We start from the raw sequence: 20,363 nt of genomic DNA, 5'->3' as shown, positions 1-20,363 counted from the left end.
AGCGTTTATTGAAAGCCGTGTAACGGCTTTCAATAAACGCTGACACGATGCGCAGCATCGAAAGTGCAGGCTCTGCCTGCCGCGGGTGCGGGCTGCGTAAGCCCGCAAAAGATTAGAATGCCTTGCGGACGCGGACGGGGCCACCACCGCGGTTACGGCGACGGGGACGTTCCTGCTTCACAATCTTTTTCAGCGCCTCGCGACGACCGAGGTGGAGCTGCTCCAGGTCTTCACAGTGGAAGGGATGATCCTTGAGGATCTTGATCGGCTGGCGGATCATTTTTTCCACATCCCAGAGGACATTCATATCCTCGTCCGAGCAGAAGGTAATCGCTTCGCCTTCCTCACCGGCGCGGGCGGTGCGGCCGATACGGTGCACATAGGACTCGGGCTGATTCGGAAAGTCGTAGTTGACCACGTGCGTGATGCCCTTGACGTCGATGCCGCGTGCGGCCACGTCAGTGGCGACGAGCACATTGACCTTACCCTCGCGGAACTTGTCGAGGGCCTTTTCGCGGGCACCCTGAGTCTTGTCCCCGTGGATGGCATCGGCTTCGATGCCGGCCTTGCGGAGCTTTTTCACGAGGCGCTCGGCTCCGTGCTTGGTGCGGGAAAAGACGAGCATGAGCTGAGCCTCGTCGTCACCCATCTGCTGAAGCAGGTGTGCGAGGAGTTCGGCCTTGTCGTTGCTGCGGACAAAGAGGACCTGCTGCTCGATTTTCTCGGCCGTGGAGGACGGCGGGTTCACCGTGACGGTGACCGGGTCCTTCAGGATGGATTTGGCCAGGCTCTGAATGCTGTGGCCGAGCGTCGCTGAGAGGAAGAGCGTCTGGCGCTCGTGCGGCAGCATGGAAATGATGCGGCGCATATCAGGCAGGAAGCCCATGTCGAGCATGCGGTCGGCTTCGTCCAGGACGAGCACCTTGACATTGCTCAGGTCTACGTAACCCTGGCTGTGCAGGTCGAGCAGACGGCCCGGTGTTGCCACGAGCACATCGACGCCCTTTTTCAGCGTCTTGACCTGATGCTCGAAGCCCACCCCGCCGTAAACGACGAGCGCGCGGAAATCGACATAGGCGCCGTACTTTTCAAAGCTGCGGTCCACCTGCACGGCCAGCTCGCGCGTCGGCACGAGGATCAGGGCGCGCACTTCGTTGGGCTCAAGCTCGCGGGGCTGCGTGTGAATCCGGTGCAGGATCGGCAGCGCAAAGGCAGCGGTCTTGCCGGTGCCGGTCTGAGCACTACCCAGCAGGTCGCGTCCTTCGAGGATAACGGGAATGGCCTGGGCCTGGATCGGTGAGGGAGTCTGGTAATCGTGCTCACCCAGAGCACGGTGAAGCGGGTCTGCCAGCGGCAGATCGTGGAATGTAATTTCTGACATGTGTACTTTTTCGGATAAACCGGGCAGACTGCCCCGAATCAATCGGGTCAGGTAAACGAAAAAGGCGGCACAGTCTTGTGCGCGGGCCCGGCTCGGTCACCCGGTACGGATAGCACCGGCGCGAGGGCGCGGGCGCGCGGAGCAAACGGCTCCACACCCACATACAAAAGCCTTTTACACGTTTTTGGCAAGTTCAAAGCATGGCCCCGTTAATGGACGGCAAAGCCCCAGCTAATGCCACCTGTCGAATAAAAATCATCACGCCCATAAGACTAGATTATGGCCACTTCGCAGTTAGCTTTAATTATGAGGGTGTTCCCATTAACCATTGACAGAACGCCCCTCTAGGATAGTCCATGACTCGCTATGACCACCATCGTTGATATACGCGCACGCGAAATTCTCGACTCACGCGGCAATCCCACCGTCGAGGTGGACGTCGAACTCGAAAGCGGGTCCATCGGCCGCGCCGCTGTCCCCTCCGGGGCCTCCACCGGCGAGCACGAAGCCTGGGAACTGCGCGACGGCACCGTCGCCGCCAAGGAATTCCCGAAGGGTTTCGGTAACAAGACCCGTTACCTCGGTAAGGGCGTCGTCAAGGCTGTCCGCAATGTCAACGAGATCATCTGCCCTGAGCTGATCGGCATGGATGCCTGCGATCAGGTCGGCGTGGATAAGACCATGTTCGCCCTCGACGGCACCGCCAACAAGAAGAAGCTCGGCGCCAACGCCATCCTCGGCGTTTCGCTCGCTACCGCGCACGCCGCTGCCGACGCCTTGGGCCTGCCCCTTTACAAGTACATCGGTGGCCCGAACGCCAAGGTCCTCCCCGTCCCCATGATGAACATCATGAACGGTGGTGCCCACTCCGACGCTCCGATCGACTTCCAGGAGTTCATGATCATGCCGATCGGCGCCAAGACCTTCCGCGAAGCTATCCGCATGGGCGCTGAAACCTTCCACGCTCTGAAGAAGGTTCTCAAGGCCAAGGGTCTCTCCACCGCCGTCGGTGACGAAGGTGGCTTCGCCCCGAACCTCGACAGCACCACGGACGCTCTCGACGCTATCGCCAAGGCCATCAAGGACGCCGGCTACAAGCTCGGTAAGGACATCGTCTTCGCCCTCGACGTCGCCTCCAGCGAATTCTACGACAAGAAGAAGAAGAAGTACGTCTTTAAGAAGTCCTCGGGTGACGAGCTCACCGCTGAGGAAATGGTCGCCTTCTACGCTGACCTGCAGAAGAAGTACCCGATCCGCTCCATCGAAGACGGCTGCGATGAAAACGACTGGGACGGCTGGAAGAAGCTGACCGACGCCATCGGCGACAAGACCCAGCTCGTGGGCGACGACCTCTTCGTCACCAACACGCAGTTCCTCAAGAAGGGCATCGACTCCGGCACCGCCAACTCGATTCTCGTCAAGGTGAACCAGATCGGCTCGCTGACCGAAACCCTCGACGCCATTGAAATGGCCAAGGAAGCCGGTTACACCTCGGTTATCTCCCACCGCTCGGGCGAAACCGAAGACTGCACCATCGCCGACATCGCTGTGGCTACCAACGCCGGCCAGATCAAGACCGGTTCGCTCAGCCGCTCCGACCGCGTGGCCAAGTACAACCAGCTCCTCCGCATCGAAGAGGAACTGGGTGACGACGCCATCTACGGCGGCAAGTTGTAAGCTGCCGTCGGCAAGCTCTAAGCCAACGGCTTAAATTAGCACCCTTTCCAAGCCCGGTCGTGAAAACGACCGGGCTTTTTTTGCAGGGCATGCCCTGCACCCGTGATGCTAACGCATCACTGATGCCACCGCCAACGCGGTGGCATGGCCAACAGGATCGACACTGACACAAACAAATCTGGGGCCTGTGCAAGGAAATGCCATCTCCCGCGAGTGACGGTGGCACCCCAGTTTTGATGCTCTGCTCGGCGCTTACGGTAATGAACTTAGTTCATTACCGTAAGCGCCGACACGATGCGCAGCATCGAAAGTGCAGCCCTCGGCTGCCGCGGGTGCGGGCTGCGTAAGCCCGCATAAAAGGTTGAACCGCCCCGGCGAACCGCCAATCCTGTTCGTCTCTTGAAGCCTAAACCCTTTCCTCCCGACAAGAAGCTGCTCTCGCTGGCCGCGATCATCTGGCTGCTGGCCCCGGCGACCCAGTCCGTCTTGATGGGCGCACCGAGCACGCCCAGTTCGCTCATCGGTTCGCTCATCGCCCCATCCTCATTTGGCGAACGATTTTTCACGCTGGCCTACGTCATTTTGGAGCACATGGGCTGGTGGTTGTGGCCCTTTGGGCGGGACTGGGTGCTGCGACCACTCGATCCCAAGGCGCTCTTTGCGATCAACCTGCTGTTCTGGCTCATCCTCGTGCTCATGCTCCGGCATGCCTGGCGTCTGCGTAAATACAACCCGTGGGTCGTGATCGGCCTCGGCTGGGCAGTGCTCTGGCTCTTGCCAGTCGGCATCGCGATCGAGCTGGGCGGCCAACCGTTTTCGCAGGCCTACCTGCTCGCCCCCGGGCTGGGTCTGTCGCTGATGATGGCCAGTCTGCTGATCCAGTGTTTTCGTATCGCGCGCCGGCCGCGTAGCCCCGCCCCCTGGAAGCAGCTCTACCTGCTTGTTGGCATCGGGCTATGCGTATGGGTTGCAGCCCTGTCCGTCGAAGACTCCGCTCGCTGGTCGCGCGGCGATGCTGAACGCATCGTCCACACCGCGCAAACCAACTCCGGCAACGTCGCTGCAGCCGTCGAGTGGGCACGGCTCGAAGCCATTAACGGCAACCCGGCTCAGGCAGAGGCACTCCTCCTCAATGCCGAGCGGGCCGCTCCCTGGTACGGCGAGTTCCCCTACGCGAAGGCCGAGCTGCTGCTCCTGCGCGGAGACGCCGCTGCGGCACAGTTCTACGCAGAGCAACTCCTGCAAAAGGATCCCAACGACGTCCGCGCCAAAGCCTTGCAGGAGGCAAGTGAACACCAACTCACCCAGGCACAGCCATAGGCTGCCCCCCCTCTCGCGGTGGACATCCGATCATTAGCGATTGGCAAAGAACAACAAACCGTTGCACTACACCGATAAAACAGTATCTTGGACCCTTCACCCCTGACAAAGGCAGTTTTGGACAAACGCCGCATACTCGTTGTTGATGACAATCCCCTGGACCGCGGACTGATTACGCAGTACCTGGGGACCGATCAGGAATTTACCAATCAAGTCCTTGAGGCCGCTAATGCCGACGAGGCGCTTAACTATTGCCGCACGGTCAAGGTGGACGCGATCGTGCTGGACCTCCAACTACCGGGCATGCAGGGGCTGGACTTCATCCTGGAACTTCGCCGCACATTCAAGGCCCTCTGCTGGCCCATCGTCGTCCTGACCGGCCACGGCGACGAAGCCACCGCGGTCGAGGCGATGAAGCGCGGGGCGCAGGATTACCTGAAAAAGCCTACCCTCTCCCCCGATCGTCTGCTGCGCTCGCTCAATAATGCGATCGAGCGCATGGCCTTCCAGCGCGCCACTGAGGAAAAACTCTTTCGCCTCCAGCAGGCCAACAAAAAGCTCGAAGAGGAAAACGCCCGCCTGCGCGCAGAGCTGGGAAGTAGCCCTGAGCGTGATTTACGGGCTTAGGGGCTCTGCGCACGCAGACCCCATAGCAGGTTTGACTGTGCCAGTACTTTCGATCCCGTACATCGCTGAATCAAAACCTCAACAATGCGGTTACCCCCATAAAATGCGATTCATTGGCAAAGAGCCGATACATCTACACGGCATTTTCTCCTGAAAATTCCAAGAGTGATCTGAAGGATCACGGGTCCAGGGCTAGCCCTGGTCAGGCCTCGAAGGGCTCGCGCACGCCACGGCTGAAGATCGCGCGCAGGGTTGCCCGGCAGGTATCGGGCCGTGCTCCGTGTTTGCGATTCCAATCCGCGATCTGAAAGGCGATCCGCCACTGCTCTAACAGCGTGCGCCAGCCAAACAGAGCCGAATGCTTAGGGTCGTAGATCCAGGTCGCCTCTGAGCTGACGCCATTGAGCTCGATCACCGTAAGGTTTTTGCCAGCCTTGAGATCCTCTTCCGAGGGCACACGCACATCGTAGCGGCCAAAGTAAAAGCCCTCGTAGCAATCGCTGACCGACTGCACCCAGGCCCGCAAAGGCTCTGTCGTCAGATGGCTCCCATCCAGAAAGAGAGACCCGCGACAGTGCGTCCCCAACTCGGCGAGCACGTACGTCTCCCCGGCCGGGACGACATCGCTCAGGTGGTCGCTGTGCTTCTGCTCGAAGAAAGCGCGCATACACACGGCGCGGTCATCACGCAGGATCAGCTCCTCCAGCGGCGTCTTGCCGTCGCCAGTCACTGACGTAAAGCGCTTGTCGGTAATGCCGAAGATACGCCCCTTTTCCTCCCAGGGGTAGCGGATATAAAAGATGCCGTATTCACGACCAGGCACATAACGCTGAGCGATAACGGTATCCGGGCAGCGCTGCAGGTAGTCGCGGACCTGCTCCCAGTCGTGCACGATAGCCACACCGCTGCCGCGCTCGCCGACATCGGGCTTCAGCACGAGGGGAAAGTCCACCTCATCCTGCGCCATAAAGGCCCGCAGCTCAGCTTCTTTGAGGGCCAGAGGCGTATCCACCCCGAGCACAGTCCACGTTGCCACAGCCTCACCCGCCCCGCGCAGCTTATCCAGGATCTCCACTTTGGACTCACCAGAGAAGCCGCTGCCGTTACCCATCCCGGGGTTGACCGCTGTAAAGAGAGCCGGATGCCGGTAGCGCAGCCCCAGCCAGAAAACATACAGCGCCACCGGCGGGTAAAAGACCCAGGTCGGCCAATACTCCCAGCGGACCCATCTGCGCCAGCGTCCATATAGACGGCGGCGTCCTCGCCAGGTAAACATCGGGACCAGCAAGTGCAGAACCAGCATGATCAGGACTACCACCCCGAGCAGGCCGACGATGGCGAACTTCTCAAAACGCTCAAAGTAGCCGATGAAGGCATCCCCCATCCACCAGGCCAAGCCAACCAGACAGGGCGTCCACGCTGCAGCCGCGAGGAAGAAGTAGAGGGCAAATTTACCGGTGGACATATGCAGCATACCCGCCCCGAAAAAGACCGGGATGCGCGTGCCCGGCATAAACCGTGAGGCCACGATCAGCATCGGGCCGCGCTGCTGGAACCACTCCTCCATCGAGCTCAGGTCACGCTCCTTGAGCATCCACTTGATCGGTGCATGCCGCAGTGCGCGGCGGCCAAAGATTCGCCCGGCCAGATACAGCAGCATGTCTCCCACAAATATACCGAAGATACAGGCCACGGTCCCGACCCAGAATGGCACCACACCCCGCGCCGCAAGGAAACCGGCAGAGATGCACGTCAGGTCCTCGGCGACCTGTGTGCCCAGCACGAGTAGCGCGCTGTAAAAGGCCAGCGTGCGCCCTCCCGCCTCACGACGGGGCACCCGCTGATCAGAGGCGGCCTGGAGCAGACGCTCCGGCGAGGCATCGTGACGCAGCTTCGCCGCGCCCGCTTTTACCTTTTGCACAAAGGCTTTTACACGCTCACCGACCTCATGCGGCTTTTTAAAGGGAAGCAGGTGCCCGCCACCAAGTATCTCCAGCTCGCTCTGAGGCACGATGCGGTGGTGCTCTCTGGCACCGGAGGGCGGAACAAAAAAGTCGCGGTCCCCCTGCACGATCAACATCGGACCATCGTAATCCTCCAGGATGCCACGCAGAGGGCGCTGGTCGCTGTCCCAGAAGTTACGCGCATAGCGCACGTTAAACATGGACTGATCGAGTGCTCCAAAATGCGGAATGACCTCGCGGGCAATCGTCAGCACCAGCAACTGCATCCCGTAGAGGCCATGGTTGAGCGTGTAGTCTCCGGTGAGCTCGTAGTCCTGCACACCGATAGCCGAGAGCAGGGTCAGGCTCTCGACGCGCTCCGGCGCGAGTTCGGCCACGTTGAGCACGACGCCCCCACCCTGGCTGTAGCCGAGCAGGTTGGCCTGCTCGATATCAAGCGCATCCATCAGATCGAGCACCGCATGCGCATGCGAGCGGATCGAGTAGTCCGGCACGTCGCGAGTCGAGCCCCCAAAGCCAGGCATATCGGGCAGGATGAGCCGGCAGTGTTCGTTGAGTTCGGGGATGAGTTTATCAAAAGCCTCAGAGGCCATCGGGCTGCCGTGCACCATGATGAGCACCGGGGCATCAGCCTCGCCTGAGGTAGCGGGCAGGTCACGATAGGCGAGCTGGATGTTCTTGCCGGTTTCACGGTCCACCTTCCACTCCGGCAGCTCGATGCGCTGCTGGCCGGATGTCAGCGGCCCCTCCTCGGGCAGCGTAAAGTGCCGCCACAGCCAGGAGGCAAGCAGCACCAGCAGAAAAACGCCTGTCAATGTCGCACGCAGGCGCAGCTTACGGCTTTCACGCGGATTCTTGTTAGCAGCGGACATATTGGTCAGGAGAGGCAGGATCTGGGTTTCAGGCTAGCGCGTACCGGCTGCGCAAATGCGGGCTGTCCCGGAACTTTCTGCGAATAGGTCATGGCGATCGTATCCGGGCGGACAACCACCTGAGCCAAGCTCACCGTCTCGGCATCGTCACGCTGCATGCAGACGGAGAAGGCGCCCGCCTCGACATTGTGCTCACGGTGAAAGGCCAGCAAATCCTCCGGACTCGGGTCCCCACGCTGTGCCACGATCTGGGCAAAACGCTCCCGGCGGTGCCGGATGATCTGCTCGGACAGATAAGACGACGAGGTAAAGGGCATCGCTTCATGAGCATTGAGAGACTCCGCCAGCTCGTGCCCGTCCCAGGTCCAGGCCGTCCCGCTGCCACCCGGCTCGACCGCGATCATCTGAAAAGGCCGATACGCGAACAGGTCACACCCGCGCAGGCGCTCGGCAACCTCCCTCGCTTTTAGACAAGATGCCATGCCGCGCACCAGATGGCCGCGGCTCACCCGTTCCCCACGGGGCACCGGTCTACGCAGGGGGTGCTGATTGATGAGGCAGACACAGAGGCCGACCTCGTTAACGAGCAGCCAGGTCCCACCTTCATCGGCATCCCTCGGGCTCAGATAGCGTACGCCCGCCAGCTCCAGCTCCTCGGGAGGCAGGCCGGGCAGCCGCGTCTTGAACTCGTCGCGGTTGAAGTACAGCTCGTAGCCGTCAGAGGTGCTCCACCAGGTTACCGTGCACATGAGGACTGCCCGCGATAGCGCAAGGTACTGGGAGCCACTCCAAAGTCCGGAGCCGTCTCGATGCCGCGCAGTTGGCACAGCACGGTGATAAGCGCATAGTGGTGAACCGTATGGCTGATTAAAAACTGAAGCTCGCGCCTGACACTGGAGCGACTGGGACCGCACACAGAGGGATCACCACCGCTGTCCATGATCACCGTCACAGAAGCATCCAGATCGGACTCACCCACCGCCTCAAGGCCAGCCTTTATCTCCAGCAGGCGATTGAGCGCGAGAGCTGGGTCGGACTCCACCCCCGGATCGCGGCTGCGGGCATCGTAGTCGATGCGGCCGGAGCGCCAGTCCTGCATAAAGCGTTCGTAGTGGTCGAGGTTGTGGCGCATGTGGCCACCGATGGTACTGCCGAAACACTCCGAATGACGACGCGTGTACTCGCCTTCGGGCAGAGAGTTGATCAGGTCAATCCCCTGACACAGGCAGCGCACATTGTCGTGGACAAGTTGCAACATAGTGGTTCCCGATGGGTTATAAAGAGAGAGCTGGATCAGGGGACGCATACCGCGTGCCTGTCCCGCTTGTGATGTTTCAATTTGACGTGTATGGCAAGGTTTCCTTTCAATAGGAACCATCTCATCAAGCGACAAACTCCGAAAAAAAACGCCGTTCTGGAGAGCTTGACATTATTCCAATAACTTTTTGAATAATACTCTTTCATGCGACACAAAAAACTTTTTGCCATTCTCACCATCGTCGGACTTCTGACCACGGGCGCACAGGCCCAGCAGTTGACCACCTCGGGCACCTTTCTCGACATTTTCTCCCCCGAGGTCCCCGTCGGCATCACCATCGGCCAAGGCGTGAGCTACGCCTTCCCCAGCAACCTGAAAAACGGCGTCAACGGCGACGTGTCCGTCATGGAGCTGGAGACCACCCTGAGCTATAAAAAGGCCTGGAACGAAAACCGCCTGAACGTGACCTTCAACTACGGCTACAGCGACTACGACTGGTCCGGCGGCGCCACGAGCTACTTCAGCGATGTCAACCAGATCGAACTCAGCGCTATCTACCAGTACCAGTTTGAGGACAGCGATTGGGGCGCATATGCCATGGCCAGCGGCAGCCTCGGGGCCGAGTCCGGCGACGCCTCCCTGACCGGCGGCGACTCCTACTCCGCCAGCGTCGGTGCCAGCTACGAGTTCTTCAAGAACTTCAGCTTCTCCTTCGGGGTCCTGGTCATCTCCAACCTTGAGCAGTCCGTCCGCTACTGGCCGGTCGCCTTCATCGAGTGGAAGGTGAACGAAAACCTCCGTGTCCGCAGCTTTAACGGCATCACCCTGGTCTACGACCTCAATGCCGACCAGGAAACGATCCTCGACTTCACGGTGCAGTACAACTCAAGCAGCTTCCAGCTCAACAAGCAGTACGTCGCCGCAGCCAGCAGCGAGGTCAACCCGTCCGTCGAAGCTCAATCCGTCAGCGCGACACTGGGTGTCACCCACCGTTTCGGCGGGCCGTTTTACGTACGTGCCTTTGCCCAGGGCGATTTCTTCCGCGAGTACGACTTCCGGGCCAACCGCAACAAGTACCAGACCATCAAGGCCGAACCCGGTGCGACCCTCGGCTTTGAAATCGGCGCCAGCTTCTAGGCTACTTGAAGCACTCGCCTATTCGTCGTCAGCACAGCGCTTCGAAGGATCGACACGGAAGGAGCTGTCCGCTCCCGCAAACTTACCGTGCGCTTCCAGAAAATCAATAAGCTCGTCCGCATCCAGATCACTCGCTGAACAGGTGTAGAAGCGGGCATCCTCCCCGTAGCGCTGGATGATCTCTGCCCGCAGGGTTTCGCGCGAATAAGGTTTGTCCGCAGCGATCATCATATCCATGACCGCATGCCCGTGAATCTGCTTATTATCTTCTGACATTCTCGTTTTGGCGGATAGTTACTGCTGTCCGGGAGCAATCCCGATGCCAGCCAGACCGACAAGCACCACTTTGGGCAAACGTTTCAGAGATCTTTCATACACCGCTAAAATCTCCACTTTCCGAGGGATGGCAGCATCACCGGCGGCGGGCGCAAGCATCCGTAATCACGCCTATAAATTTATTTTGACTGCCGGGCTCGGTTCATACACGTTAGGCCCATGGAAAGTGAAAACCGGAAGCTGGTTGGCATTACGGGAGCGCTCGTCGATGTGGCGATCGCCTTTTGTGTTTTTCTCGTGTTCATGTTCGTGATCATCCCTCCGCACGTGCCGATCTATGATCCGGTGTGGAAAATGATCTTCTCGGGCTACTGCTCGGTGGTCATGGGCGGCTTTACCTGGCTGGCCCTTTGCCTGTTTCGGGTCACATTGGTCGACCAAATGCGCCGAAAAAAGAGCAATTAAAATCACAGCAGAACACACTGTATTTCAGGGCCTCTAATAGGCCCTTTTTTATTGTCCCACCCCAGCGGACCACTGGTCACTTCCCCTTGAGTTATAGGGATATGACCGCGAACCCAGTCGGAGTCTGACCTCCCGGGCAGAATGAGGCTTAGCACTCATGCGTTTGCCAAAGCCCCATTAGGAAAGGTTGCCTGTTTGTTTCAATTAGCATATTTAATTTGTGCGTTTGCGATATCCATTTTTGCTAATCTTTTATTGCATAGCCCATGAGTGTGACTAATGTAACGGCAATATGACAACAGCCGCAGCAACACGGTCTACTAATTCGAAGCGTCGCGCCGCTCCGGTGCGCTGCTCGAAGGAGTCGATCCGTCAGGAAGCCTCCCGCATCGAGCGGCTTTCCCATCTGCGGCGCGTGATCGAAGTCATGCCCGGCGCCTGGGCGGTTTTGAACCGTCATCGCCAGGTAGTGTTCGCCAACCGGAGCTTTTCCGGCCTCCTCGATATGGCCAATGACAGCCTGCTGGTTGGTCTGCGAATCGGCGAACTGCTCGGTTGCGAATCCTCCACCCTGCGCCGTTCGGGCTGCGGGACAGCCCCAGGCTGCGGCAAATGCCCTGTCAACACGACAGTGGACCGCGCCTTCGAGGGCGAGGACGCCAAAGACGACTGCACGCTGCGCACCGTCAATGGCAGTAATCATGAAACACGCAGCTACCATATTAACGCCCGTCCGGTAGAAACCAAGGTCGGCCGTTACGTGCTTTTATCCCTCCTAGAAGTTTCGCAAGAGACTTTTTGAGGTATAGACAGAGAGAATAGATTAGGGGATTAACCGGCCTTTAGAGCCGGCGTGGGGAGTCCGGGGTGAGAGACGGACTCCCCCTTTTTTGCCCAAATTCCAGGATTTACCCCAAAAGAAAAGCCCCGGCCATCGACCGGAGCTTCTCGGAAAAGCTTTATTACAGGCTCAAGCCCTGCGCTTTTTTAGTCTGCGCCAGGCAAACAGACCAACAATGGCCATGCCCGGTAGCGGATTAACCCCAAAGGGAACGGCAACCACAGTCCCGCCATCATAGCCGGGCACCATCGAGGCCATCACGATCAAATCCTGGCTCTCGGCATTGGTCAGGGAAACCAGCTGTGAATAGGGCTCGTAGTTTGCGTCAGATGCCAGCTCATAGATATCGGTCAGATATTCGTTAGCAATCTTCGACACCTGTTTGTTGCTACCCTCGCTCTGAATATAGAAGTCACCCTCGTCAGACCACAGGCTGCCATCCGTATCGTGGGTCAACTCCCAGAGCGCCAGCTGAAAAGCCCCGGTATTGACGGAATTCCAGTCCTGAGTCGTCGGACCGGCATAGTACTGGTCGTAAAGGATCGAAACGAGGCGGGCCTGGGCATCAGAAAGCCCCGCGGCGGTCAGCGTCGTTGCCGTGTAGTTGTAGGACTGCCCTATGTTTAGCCCCTGGGACAGCTCCATGCAGAAGGCCACGACATTGGCACTGCTGGTGCCCGACGTGTCCTTGAATGCTATATTGATATTACCCACATAGAGATCGGAAAGATTCCCTCCGTCATAGCTCCCGCTGACGGTCTTGGAGTGGGTGAAGCTGTTAAAGGTGAACGAAACCGGTGTAGCCTGCACGGCTACCGCAGCCACAAGTATCACCGCAGCAGATATGAGTTTCCCCAAGGGAAAGATAAACCGATCAGGCTTCATAATTCAGAGGATATAAATAACGGTACATCAGATAGCAATCCCGTTCAACAATGAGAAACAAGTATCGTTGCACCTTATTCAGAGTTTCAAAGGAACAAAAACAAGAGGCGCTACGGGCAGGAAAATTCCTGGCAGCGTTACTCTCCGTCTAGATAGGCGTCGATATCCGCATCGCGTTTGCGCACGAGTCGCGCACCGATATAAATCGATCCCAAGTAAAACAGGAAAAGCACGACTCCGAGCATAATGGTCGAAATCGGATCGGCAGGCGTGAGAAACGCCGAGGCGACCACGACCAGCACAATCGCCACACGCCAGTGTTCTCGCAGTTGCTGCGGCGTTACGACGCCGATGTATTGCAGCAAGATCAGCACGAGCGGAAACTCAAACGCTAGCCCCGCCCCGACCATCATCCAAACGACCAGGCTGTAGTAGCTTTGCGCTGTCCAGATAATGCCGAGGTCGAGCTGCTTGTTCAGCAACAGCGTCATCTCCAGGCCCACCGGCAGCACCATAAAATAACTGAACAGACACCCGAGCACGAAAAGCACGAACGTCGCCGCACATGCCGGCACGAGTACGCGCTTTTCTTTTTCCGTCAGTCCCGGCGCAACAAAGCGCGAAAAATGGTACAGCACAAAAGGCAGTCCCAGCGCAATCCCCCCGATCATGCACACCTGGATAATGACGGAAAACACGCCCATGACGGTCGTCGTCGTCAGCGCAACCAACTCGCTCGGTTCATTTTTCACCGCCCGGTCCAGAGGATAGCGCAGAGCCGCAAAGAAGCTTGGAAAGAAAAACGCAGTGATAACCACACCGGCAATCACGGCGCTGATGCTCTTGAGCACGGCCCAGCGCAGCTCCTCCAGGTGATCGAGGAGCCCCATCGTGCTGGGTTCCTGTTGAGAGGAATCGTCCGTGAGTTCTTCGCCGTTATGCGGTTCGTCCATCATAGCCATCACCAGCTTTCCGTTGACAGGTGTGCTGGAAACCTTTTTCTATCGCGGTTTCCTTACCTACGTTCAATACTTAAACCACGTCACGTGCGGCAAATCCGCCGCCGTACTACCCATAAACAGGATGCCCAAAAAAGCAGCAAAGAAAACCGTACGTTCGGCCAAGACCAAAAAGGCCGCCTCCGCAAAGGCAGTCAAGTACGTCTACGACTTCGGTAAGAAGACCGACGGCGAAACGACCATGAAGTCGCTCCTCGGCGGCAAAGGTGCCAACCTCGCCGAAATGGCCCGCATCGGTCTGCCGGTGCCTCCCGGTTTCACCATCACCACGGAAGTGTGTACCTACTACTATGATAATAAGTGCACCTACCCCAAGACCCTCGAATCCGAGGTCAAGGCCTCCGTCGCCACGGTAGAAAAACAAACAGGTAAGAAATTTGGCGACAGCACCAACCCGCTGCTGTTCTCCGTCCGCTCCGGTGCTCGCGAGTCGATGCCCGGCATGATGGACACCATCCTGAACCTCGGCCTCAACGATAAGACCGTCGAAGCCCTCGCCACCCGCTCCGGTAACGAGCGCTTCGCCTACGACTGCTACCGCCGCTTCATCCAGATGTACGGTGACGTCGTCATGGGCGTGCAGTCCCGCACCGAGCACGAGCACGAACCCTTCGACGAGGTCATGACCGCCCTCAAGAAGGAAGTCGGTGCCGAGCTCGACAGCGACCTTTCCGCCGACGACCTCAAGGAGCTGATTTCCCGCTTCAAGAAGCTGATCAAGCAGCGCACCAAGAGCTCCTTCCCGGAAGATCCCTACGACCAGCTCTGGGGTGCCGTCGGTGCCGTCTTCGGCTCCTGGCAGAACGAGCGCGCCATCCTGTACCGCCAAAAGTACAACATCCCCGCCGCCTGGGGTACGGCCGTCAACGTCCAGACCATGGTCTTTGGTAACATGGGTGACACCTCCGCCACCGGTGTGGCCTTCACCCGCGACCCCGCCAACGGTGAAAACGTCTTCTACGGTGAGTACCTGATCAACGCTCAGGGCGAAGACGTCGTCGCCGGCGTGCGCACCCCCAAGCCGATCGCCAAGCTGGCCGAGGAAATGCCCGAGTCCTACAATGAACTCGAACTGGTCCGCCGCAAGCTGGAGAAGCACTTCAAGGACATGCAGGACTTCGAGTTCACCGTTGAGGACAAGAAGCTGTACATGCTCCAGACCCGTAACGGTAAGCGCACCGGCCTCGCCGCTGTCCGCATCGCCGTGGAAATGAACAAGTCCCGCCTGTGCAGCGAAAAGGCTGCCGTCAAGCGCATCCCGGCTGACTCCATTTCCAGCCTGCTGGTCCCGGTCTTCGACATCGCCGAGGTCAAGAAGTCCAAGCCGATGACCTCCGGTCTGCCCGCCGGCCCCGGTGCCGCCACCGGCCACATCGTTTTCTCCGCCGCCCAGGCTGAGCACTACGCCCACCAGGGTAAGAAGTGCGTCCTGTGCCGTGTCGAAACTTCCCCGGAAGACCTCCGTGGCATGATCGCCGCCGAAGGTATCCTGACCAGCCGTGGCGGGGTTTCCTCGCACGCCGCCCTCGTCGCCCGCCAGATGGGCAAGGTCTGCGTCTGCGGTGCTCAGGAAGTCATGATCGACTACGAAAAGAAGACCCTCGCAGTCGGCAGCACAGTCCTCAAGGAAGGTGATTTCATCTCCATCGACGGTACCACCGGTGCTATCTTCGCCGGCCAGATCCCGACCGCTCCGTCCGAAGTCGACCAGGTGCTCAGCGGCAAGCTCAAGCCTGCCAAGAGCTACACCTACCAGATCTTCGACACGGTCATGAAGTGGGCTGACAAGTACCGCAAGCTGGGTGTGCGCACCAACGCCGACACCCCGGCCCAGGCCAAGATGGCTGTCGCCCTCGGCGCAGAAGGCATCGGCCTGACCCGTACCGAGCACATGTTCTTCGAAGGCGATCGCATCACCTTCATGCGTCAGATGATCCTGGCCAGCGACGAAGCCGAGCGCCGCAAGGCTCTGAAGAAGCTCCTGCCCTTCCAGCGCAAGGACTTCACCGGTCTCTTCAAGGCTATGGAAGGCCGCGCGGTCACCATCCGCCTGCTCGACCCGCCGCTGCATGAGTTCCTCCCGCACGACGCCGCTGCCCGTAACGCCATTGCCGAAAAGCTGGGCGTCAGCTCCGAGCTCGTCGCCGAGCGCGTCAAGAGCCTGCACGAAGAAAACCCGATGCTTGGCCACCGCGGCTGCCGCCTCGGTATTTCCTACCCGGAAATCACCGAAATGCAGGCCCGTGCGATCTTCGAGGCCGCCGCTTCCTGCCTCACCGGCAAGAAGAAGGTTCCGGTCAAGGTCGAGGTCATGGTCCCGCTCGTAGGCTTCGCAGCCGAGCTCAAGCTCCAGTCCGAGGTGATCCACAAGGTGGCCGCCGAAGTCATGGAAAAGAAGAAGGTCAAGATCGACTACATGGTCGGCACGATGATCGAAATCCCGCGCGCCGCTGTCCGCGCCGCCGAGATCGCCGAGTCCGCCCAGTTCTTCAGCTTCGGCACGAACGACCTCACCCAGACCGGTCTGGGCATGAGCCGTGACGACGCTGGCAGCTTCCTGCAGCGCTACAAGGATCTCGACATCCTGCCGCAGAATCCCTTCGCCAGCATCGACCAGAACGGCGTCGGCAAGCTCGTCGAAATGGGCGTCGAAGGTGGTAAGTCCACCCGCTCCGACATCAAGCTCGGCATCTGTGGTGAGCACGGTGGCGACCCGGCATCGATCAAGTTCTTCCACAATGTGGGCCTGAACTACGTCAGCTGCTCGCCGCCCCGCGTCCCGGTCGCCCGTCTGGCCGCCGCGCAGGCTGCCCTCGCCTAACCCGCGAAGCGCATTCCCTCCTTTCAAAGCCCCGGCCCTCGCGCCGGGGCTTTTTTTTGGGGGAGGGAATTAACCGCGAAGACGCGAAGGCGCAAAGGAGGAGCATTGACTTCTGGCTTTACCGCCTCCGCGCTTTCGGTCTTTGTAGTAGAAATAAATGGAACCCCTCTTGGGAATTGAAAACTCCTTGGCTAAAAAAGCCGTTGATTGCGCCTACAGAGTACATACGGCACTCGGTCCCGGGTTGCTGGAATCAGTTTATGAGAAGTGCCTGTTCCATGAACTTTCCAAGCAAAACCTGAGCATTGAGACACAAGTCCGCCTCCCCGTCATCTATGATGGCGTACAACTGGATGCTGGCCTCAGACTCGACATCTGGATGGAAAGAAAAGTCATCCTTGAACTCAAATCGACCGAGGAATTGACACCGCTACATCAGGCTCAATTACTCACTTACCTGAAATTAACCGGTAACCAACTCGGTCTTCTCATCAACTTCAATACCCCGTTAATCAAGCATGGTATCCGGCGTCTCGTCCTAAGCCGTTAAAGACGGCCCAAACCGTTCTCCAACTGCGTCAACATTCTCCTTTGCGTCTTTGCGCCTTTGCGGTTAATCCCCTTCTCTTTCCATGATCGATACTGACGACCTGAACCCCATGATCAACCGCGCCTGCCTGCTGGGCGTGGAGCGCCCCGGCATGTACGCGGGCGAAGCCGAGAGCCTGCTTGATGAACTCGAAGAGCTGGCGGCAAACCTCAGGGTCGGCGTCGGCCTGCGCAAGATCGTCCGCATCCGTGAGCCGCAGTCGGCGTTCCTGCTCGGCACCGGCAAGGTGAAGGAAGTGCTCGAAGAGGTTGCCAAGGAGGAGTGCGACTCGATCATCTTCGACGAGGAGCTCACCCCCGCGCAGCAGCGCAACTGGGAGCGTGAGGGCGACGGAAAGATCCTCGTCATCGACCGGCAGGAAATCATCTTGGACATTTTCAACCGGCGCGCCTCGACTAAGGAAGCCAGCCTCCAGGTCGAGCTGGCTCAGCTTGAGTACCAGCTGCCGCGCATGAAGCGCGCGTGGACCCACCTTGACCGCCAGCGCGGCGGTGGCGCTCTCCAGCGTGACGCCGGGGAAACCCAGCTCGAGCTGGACCAGCGCATGATCCGCACGCGCATCTCAAAGCTCAAGACCGAGCTCAAGGACGTCGTGCGCCACCGCGAGACCCAGCGCAAGCAACGCATGAAGGTACCCCTGCCCTCGGCCGCGATCGTCGGCTACACCAACGCCGGTAAATCCTCCCTGCTCAACCGCCTGACCGGGTCCAAGGTCCTCGCCGCGGATAAGCTCTTCGCCACGCTCGACCCGACCACCCGCCGCATGGAGCTACCCTCCGGGCAGGCCCTGCTCGTCACCGACACGGTCGGCTTTGTCCGCCGTCTGCCGCACCGCCTGGTCGAGGCCTTCAAGGCCACGCTTGAGGAGGCCATCGTCTCGACCTTTCTCATCCATGTGGTCGATGCCTCCAGCCCCGAAGCCGAGGCCCACTACAAAACCACCCTCAGCGTCCTCAAGGAACTGGGCGCCGAGACGAAAAACATCCTCACGGTCTTTAACAAGATCGACCGAGGCATCGACGGCCTGCATGAGGCCGAGCTGCACCACGACCACCCCAACGCGATCTTTATCAGCGCCCACACCGGCGAGGGCATGGACCAGCTACTGGACAAGTGTGAGCAGATGCTGCGCGAGTTTGCCGAACCGATGACCCTGCTCATCCCCCACAGCCGCTACGACCTGATCAACAAGCTCCATGAGGCCGGAGCCGTCCAGGACGAGGAGGCGCAGAACGAGGGCGTCCTCATCCACGGTAACATCCCCACCCGCCTTGTGGACGCGGTCGCGGAGTTCAAGTTTGTCCAATCGTAGTCGACACTCAGAGCTCCGATACGGCTATCGTTGGAGCAGCCAGTATTTCTTTCTGCTTCTCCTGCGCCGGGGACTACAGGCTTTCTTGTAGGCAGTCAGGGTCATTCTTCACGCCCCTCTCAGGATCACAGCCCCTTGCGCACAGCGGTTTCCCTGTCGTAAAGGGGATTGCCAAAGCCGGGGCGATCATTGTAGTGTCACTGATATCTCTCATGAAGCGCGTCGTTGTTGTAGAAGACCAAACCATCCTGCGGGACCTGATCTGCCGCTTGTTGGAGTCGTACCCCGGTATCGAAGTCGTCGGGGCTTTGGCTGATGGGCACGAGGCCCTGCGTGAGATTAACGATAAAAAGCCTGACATCGTCGTGCTGGACATCATGCTCCCGCAGCTCAACGGCGTCGAGGTGCTCCGCCAGCTCAAAAACGCCGACCGCAAGCCGGACATCCTCGTCTTCTCGGCCTTCCCGAGTAAAAACGTGGTCCGCAAGGTACTCGAAGCCGGTATCGAGGGCTTTATCGAGAAGGACGCGAATTTGAACGAACTGGAGGTCGCACTGGAAAAGATTGCGGCCGGCCAGAGCTATTTCGGCCCGCGCATCGTGGACATCATGCGCGAAATCATGATCAACCCCAGCCAAGGGGATTCTCTGGAGGAGCTGACACCGCGCGAACGGCAGGTCCTCCAACTGATCGCCGAGAGCTGCACCAGCAAGGAAATCGCAGCGAAACTCGACATCAGCGTGAAGACGGCCGACACCCACCGCGCGAACCTGATGAAGAAGCTCGGCGTCCACGACGTCGCAGGCCTCACTCGCCAGGCTCTTTCCTTTGGCCTGATCGACAATCCCCAGCAGCTTAACTAGCCTGTAACTGAGCTGATATGCGTCTGGGGAGACCAACTTTCATTGACAGCCGCCCTAATACGCTACATTAAGTTTATTCCTGCTACGGTTATGACTTTCCCACGGATCGCCATCGCTTGTGTACTGCTCGCAGCCATACTTCCGCTGTCGGGCTTTCGCAAAGCCAGCTACAAAACCGCCGACGAGATCATGGGCGAGCTCAAGACTCGCCAGGCCGTGAACTCCGAGGTCGACCTGATCAAGATGGTCATCGTCGATGAAGGCGGGAACACCCAGGTGCGCGAGATGCTCAGCGCGGTGAAACCCGACAAAGACGGCAACCTGCGCTACCTGATCCGCTTCCTCGCCCCCGACGATATCAGCGGGGTCGCTCTGCTGACCAAGGAAAAAGGCGGCGACGAAAGCGAACAGTACTTTTACCTTCCAGCGCTCGGACAGGCGCGTCAGATCACCGGCTCGCAGAAGAATACACCCTTCATGGGCTCGGACTTCACCTTTGACGATCTGCGCAAGGAGAATACGAACGAGTTCCAGTACTACCGTCTGCTCGACGAGGAGCTGGAGGGCCGCGAGGTGTATGTCATCATGTCGGCTCCTGCGAATGTGGACATCAAGAACCGGCAGGACTACGCCAGTCGCCTGCTCTACATCGACAAGGAGGACTACAACATCCTGCGCGTCGAGTTTTACGCCGAGGGTGAGCGCGAACCGTATAAGACCTTTAACGGCTACGACTACAACTCCTCCGAGGTGGACGGCATGACGGAGCGCCCGCGCCGCGCCACGATGAACAACCACCTGAACAACACCACTTCGATCATGACGGTGCTCAAGGCCCGCTTGAACAAGGATGTCCCCGAAGAGGTTTTCACGGTTGAATCCCTCCAAACCCAAGATGCCAGCAACGAAGCACTCCTGGAGATCCTTGACGAGCCGCATACGGACGACAGCAACAAGAGCTGAACGGCTCTGGGCAAATTCGTTAATTACGATACTGTCCTACACGCATTTCGCTTGTGACCGAGGGTAAAACCC

18 protein-coding genes are annotated in these 20,363 nt (G+C 59.1%); 11 read left to right on the top strand and 7 right to left on the bottom strand.

The window, feature by feature from the left end; all coding sequences use genetic code 11:
- Positions 1-112 precede the first annotated feature (112 nt).
- A complete protein-coding gene (locus K0V07_RS07640) occupies positions 113-1,381 on the bottom strand; it encodes a DEAD/DEAH box helicase (protein ID WP_220623938.1) in 1,269 nt (422 codons plus the stop codon).
- Between the two features lie 366 nt (positions 1,382-1,747).
- On the opposite strand from K0V07_RS07640, the gene eno reads away from it, so the two are divergent.
- The 3 genes from eno to K0V07_RS07625 all read left to right on the top strand — a co-directional run bounded on the left by eno (position 1,748) and on the right by K0V07_RS07625 (position 5,005).
- Complete coding sequence (gene eno, locus K0V07_RS07635) at positions 1,748-3,058, top strand: phosphopyruvate hydratase (RefSeq protein WP_220623937.1); 1,311 nt, start codon at positions 1,748-1,750, stop codon at positions 3,056-3,058.
- 399 nt (positions 3,059-3,457) lie between these two features.
- Positions 3,458-4,378: a tetratricopeptide repeat protein gene (locus K0V07_RS07630; RefSeq protein WP_220623936.1), complete on the top strand. Its 921-nt coding sequence runs from the start codon at positions 3,458-3,460 to the stop codon at positions 4,376-4,378.
- Between the two features lie 117 nt (positions 4,379-4,495).
- A complete protein-coding gene (locus K0V07_RS07625; protein ID WP_220623935.1) occupies positions 4,496-5,005 on the top strand; it encodes a response regulator in 510 nt (169 codons plus the stop codon).
- Between the two features lie 202 nt (positions 5,006-5,207).
- Here K0V07_RS07625 and K0V07_RS07620 read toward each other — a convergent pair whose 3' ends face one another.
- The 3 genes from K0V07_RS07620 to K0V07_RS07610 are packed head-to-tail and all read right to left on the bottom strand — an operon-like array spanning position 5,208 to position 9,099.
- On the bottom strand, positions 5,208-7,841 hold the full coding sequence (locus tag K0V07_RS07620; protein ID WP_220623934.1) for an alpha/beta fold hydrolase: 2,634 nt from the start codon (positions 7,839-7,841) through the stop codon (positions 5,208-5,210).
- 5 nt (positions 7,842-7,846) lie between these two features.
- Positions 7,847-8,590 carry an NRDE family protein gene (locus tag K0V07_RS07615; protein ID WP_220623933.1) on the bottom strand — a complete coding sequence of 248 codons (744 nt, stop codon included), beginning with the start codon at positions 8,588-8,590 and terminating at the stop codon, positions 7,847-7,849.
- A complete protein-coding gene (locus tag K0V07_RS07610) occupies positions 8,578-9,099 on the bottom strand; it encodes a DinB family protein (protein WP_220623932.1) in 522 nt (173 codons plus the stop codon). The genes K0V07_RS07615 and K0V07_RS07610 overlap by 13 nt, the downstream gene beginning before the upstream one ends.
- 204 nt (positions 9,100-9,303) lie before the next feature.
- On the opposite strand from K0V07_RS07610, the gene K0V07_RS07605 reads away from it, so the two are divergent.
- On the top strand, positions 9,304-10,236 hold the full coding sequence (locus K0V07_RS07605; RefSeq protein WP_220623931.1) for a hypothetical protein: 933 nt from the start codon (positions 9,304-9,306) through the stop codon (positions 10,234-10,236).
- An 18-nt stretch (positions 10,237-10,254) separates the two neighbouring features.
- Here the strand turns inward: K0V07_RS07605 and K0V07_RS07600 are convergent, their stop codons facing one another.
- Positions 10,255-10,512: a YecH family metal-binding protein gene (locus tag K0V07_RS07600; RefSeq protein ID WP_220623930.1), complete on the bottom strand. Its 258-nt coding sequence runs from the start codon at positions 10,510-10,512 to the stop codon at positions 10,255-10,257.
- Between the two features lie 219 nt (positions 10,513-10,731).
- On the opposite strand from K0V07_RS07600, the gene K0V07_RS07595 reads away from it, so the two are divergent.
- On the top strand, positions 10,732-10,977 hold the full coding sequence (locus K0V07_RS07595; protein WP_220623929.1) for a hypothetical protein: 246 nt from the start codon (positions 10,732-10,734) through the stop codon (positions 10,975-10,977).
- A 292-nt stretch (positions 10,978-11,269) separates the two neighbouring features.
- Positions 11,270-11,779 carry a hypothetical protein gene (locus K0V07_RS07590; protein ID WP_220623928.1) on the top strand — a complete coding sequence of 170 codons (510 nt, stop codon included), beginning with the start codon at positions 11,270-11,272 and terminating at the stop codon, positions 11,777-11,779.
- A gap of 168 nt (positions 11,780-11,947) precedes the next feature.
- Here K0V07_RS07590 and K0V07_RS07585 read toward each other — a convergent pair whose 3' ends face one another.
- Together K0V07_RS07585 and tatC are read right to left on the bottom strand one after the other, a co-directional pair.
- Entirely contained in the window at positions 11,948-12,703 is a 756-nt protein-coding gene (locus tag K0V07_RS07585) for a thioester domain-containing protein (protein ID WP_220623927.1), read from the bottom strand.
- 137 nt (positions 12,704-12,840) lie between these two features.
- Positions 12,841-13,659 (bottom strand): twin-arginine translocase subunit TatC, encoded by an 819-nt coding sequence (gene tatC, locus K0V07_RS07580; protein WP_220623926.1) that lies wholly within the window; start codon positions 13,657-13,659, stop codon positions 12,841-12,843.
- Positions 13,660-13,786: 127 nt separating this feature from the next.
- Here tatC and ppdK point away from each other — a divergent pair, with 127 nt between their 5' ends.
- The 5 genes from ppdK (at position 13,787) to K0V07_RS07555 (ending at position 20,291) form a co-directional block, all read left to right on the top strand.
- Entirely contained in the window at positions 13,787-16,543 is a 2,757-nt protein-coding gene (ppdK, locus tag K0V07_RS07575; protein WP_220623925.1) for a pyruvate, phosphate dikinase, read from the top strand.
- 157 nt (positions 16,544-16,700) lie between these two features.
- Complete coding sequence (locus K0V07_RS07570; protein ID WP_220623924.1) at positions 16,701-17,093, top strand: GxxExxY protein; 393 nt, start codon at positions 16,701-16,703, stop codon at positions 17,091-17,093.
- 82 nt (positions 17,094-17,175) lie between these two features.
- Positions 17,176-18,465 (top strand): GTPase HflX, encoded by a 1,290-nt coding sequence (gene hflX / locus K0V07_RS07565; RefSeq protein ID WP_255568173.1) that lies wholly within the window; start codon positions 17,176-17,178, stop codon positions 18,463-18,465.
- A gap of 212 nt (positions 18,466-18,677) precedes the next feature.
- Positions 18,678-19,328 carry a response regulator transcription factor gene (locus tag K0V07_RS07560; RefSeq protein ID WP_220623923.1) on the top strand — a complete coding sequence of 217 codons (651 nt, stop codon included), beginning with the start codon at positions 18,678-18,680 and terminating at the stop codon, positions 19,326-19,328.
- A 90-nt stretch (positions 19,329-19,418) separates the two neighbouring features.
- Entirely contained in the window at positions 19,419-20,291 is an 873-nt protein-coding gene (locus K0V07_RS07555) for an outer membrane lipoprotein-sorting protein (RefSeq protein WP_220623922.1), read from the top strand.
- Positions 20,292-20,363 lie beyond the last annotated feature (72 nt).

This window comes from Ruficoccus sp. ZRK36, assembly GCF_019603315.1.
In the GTDB taxonomy this organism is placed as follows: Bacteria; Verrucomicrobiota; Verrucomicrobiia; order Opitutales; family Cerasicoccaceae; genus Ruficoccus.
The sequence above is the reverse complement of the archived record's forward strand: the minus strand, read 5'-3'. Positions and strand labels throughout refer to the sequence as shown.

Excerpts from the sequence above, each read along its gene's own strand:
- K0V07_RS07640 (WP_220623938.1), bottom strand. The coding sequence starts at position 1,381 with ATGTCAGAAATTACATTCCACGATCTGCCGCTGGCAGACCCGCTTCAC.
- eno (WP_220623937.1), top strand. The coding sequence starts at position 1,748 with ATGACCACCATCGTTGATATACGCGCACGCGAAATTCTCGACTCACGC.
- K0V07_RS07620 (WP_220623934.1), bottom strand. The coding sequence starts at position 7,841 with ATGTCCGCTGCTAACAAGAATCCGCGTGAAAGCCGTAAGCTGCGCCTG.
- K0V07_RS07615 (WP_220623933.1), bottom strand. The coding sequence starts at position 8,590 with ATGTGCACGGTAACCTGGTGGAGCACCTCTGACGGCTACGAGCTGTAC.
- K0V07_RS07610 (WP_220623932.1), bottom strand. The coding sequence starts at position 9,099 with ATGTTGCAACTTGTCCACGACAATGTGCGCTGCCTGTGTCAGGGGATT.
- K0V07_RS07605 (WP_220623931.1), top strand. The coding sequence starts at position 9,304 with ATGCGACACAAAAAACTTTTTGCCATTCTCACCATCGTCGGACTTCTG.
- K0V07_RS07600 (WP_220623930.1), bottom strand. The coding sequence starts at position 10,512 with ATGTCAGAAGATAATAAGCAGATTCACGGGCATGCGGTCATGGATATG.
- K0V07_RS07595 (WP_220623929.1), top strand. The coding sequence starts at position 10,732 with ATGGAAAGTGAAAACCGGAAGCTGGTTGGCATTACGGGAGCGCTCGTC.
- K0V07_RS07590 (WP_220623928.1), top strand. The coding sequence starts at position 11,270 with ATGACAACAGCCGCAGCAACACGGTCTACTAATTCGAAGCGTCGCGCC.
- K0V07_RS07585 (WP_220623927.1), bottom strand. The coding sequence starts at position 12,703 with ATGAAGCCTGATCGGTTTATCTTTCCCTTGGGGAAACTCATATCTGCT.
- tatC (WP_220623926.1), bottom strand. The coding sequence starts at position 13,659 with ATGATGGACGAACCGCATAACGGCGAAGAACTCACGGACGATTCCTCT.
- ppdK (WP_220623925.1), top strand. The coding sequence starts at position 13,787 with ATGCCCAAAAAAGCAGCAAAGAAAACCGTACGTTCGGCCAAGACCAAA.
- K0V07_RS07570 (WP_220623924.1), top strand. The coding sequence starts at position 16,701 with ATGGAACCCCTCTTGGGAATTGAAAACTCCTTGGCTAAAAAAGCCGTT.
- hflX (WP_255568173.1), top strand. The coding sequence starts at position 17,176 with ATGATCGATACTGACGACCTGAACCCCATGATCAACCGCGCCTGCCTG.
- K0V07_RS07560 (WP_220623923.1), top strand. The coding sequence starts at position 18,678 with ATGAAGCGCGTCGTTGTTGTAGAAGACCAAACCATCCTGCGGGACCTG.
- K0V07_RS07555 (WP_220623922.1), top strand. The coding sequence starts at position 19,419 with ATGACTTTCCCACGGATCGCCATCGCTTGTGTACTGCTCGCAGCCATA.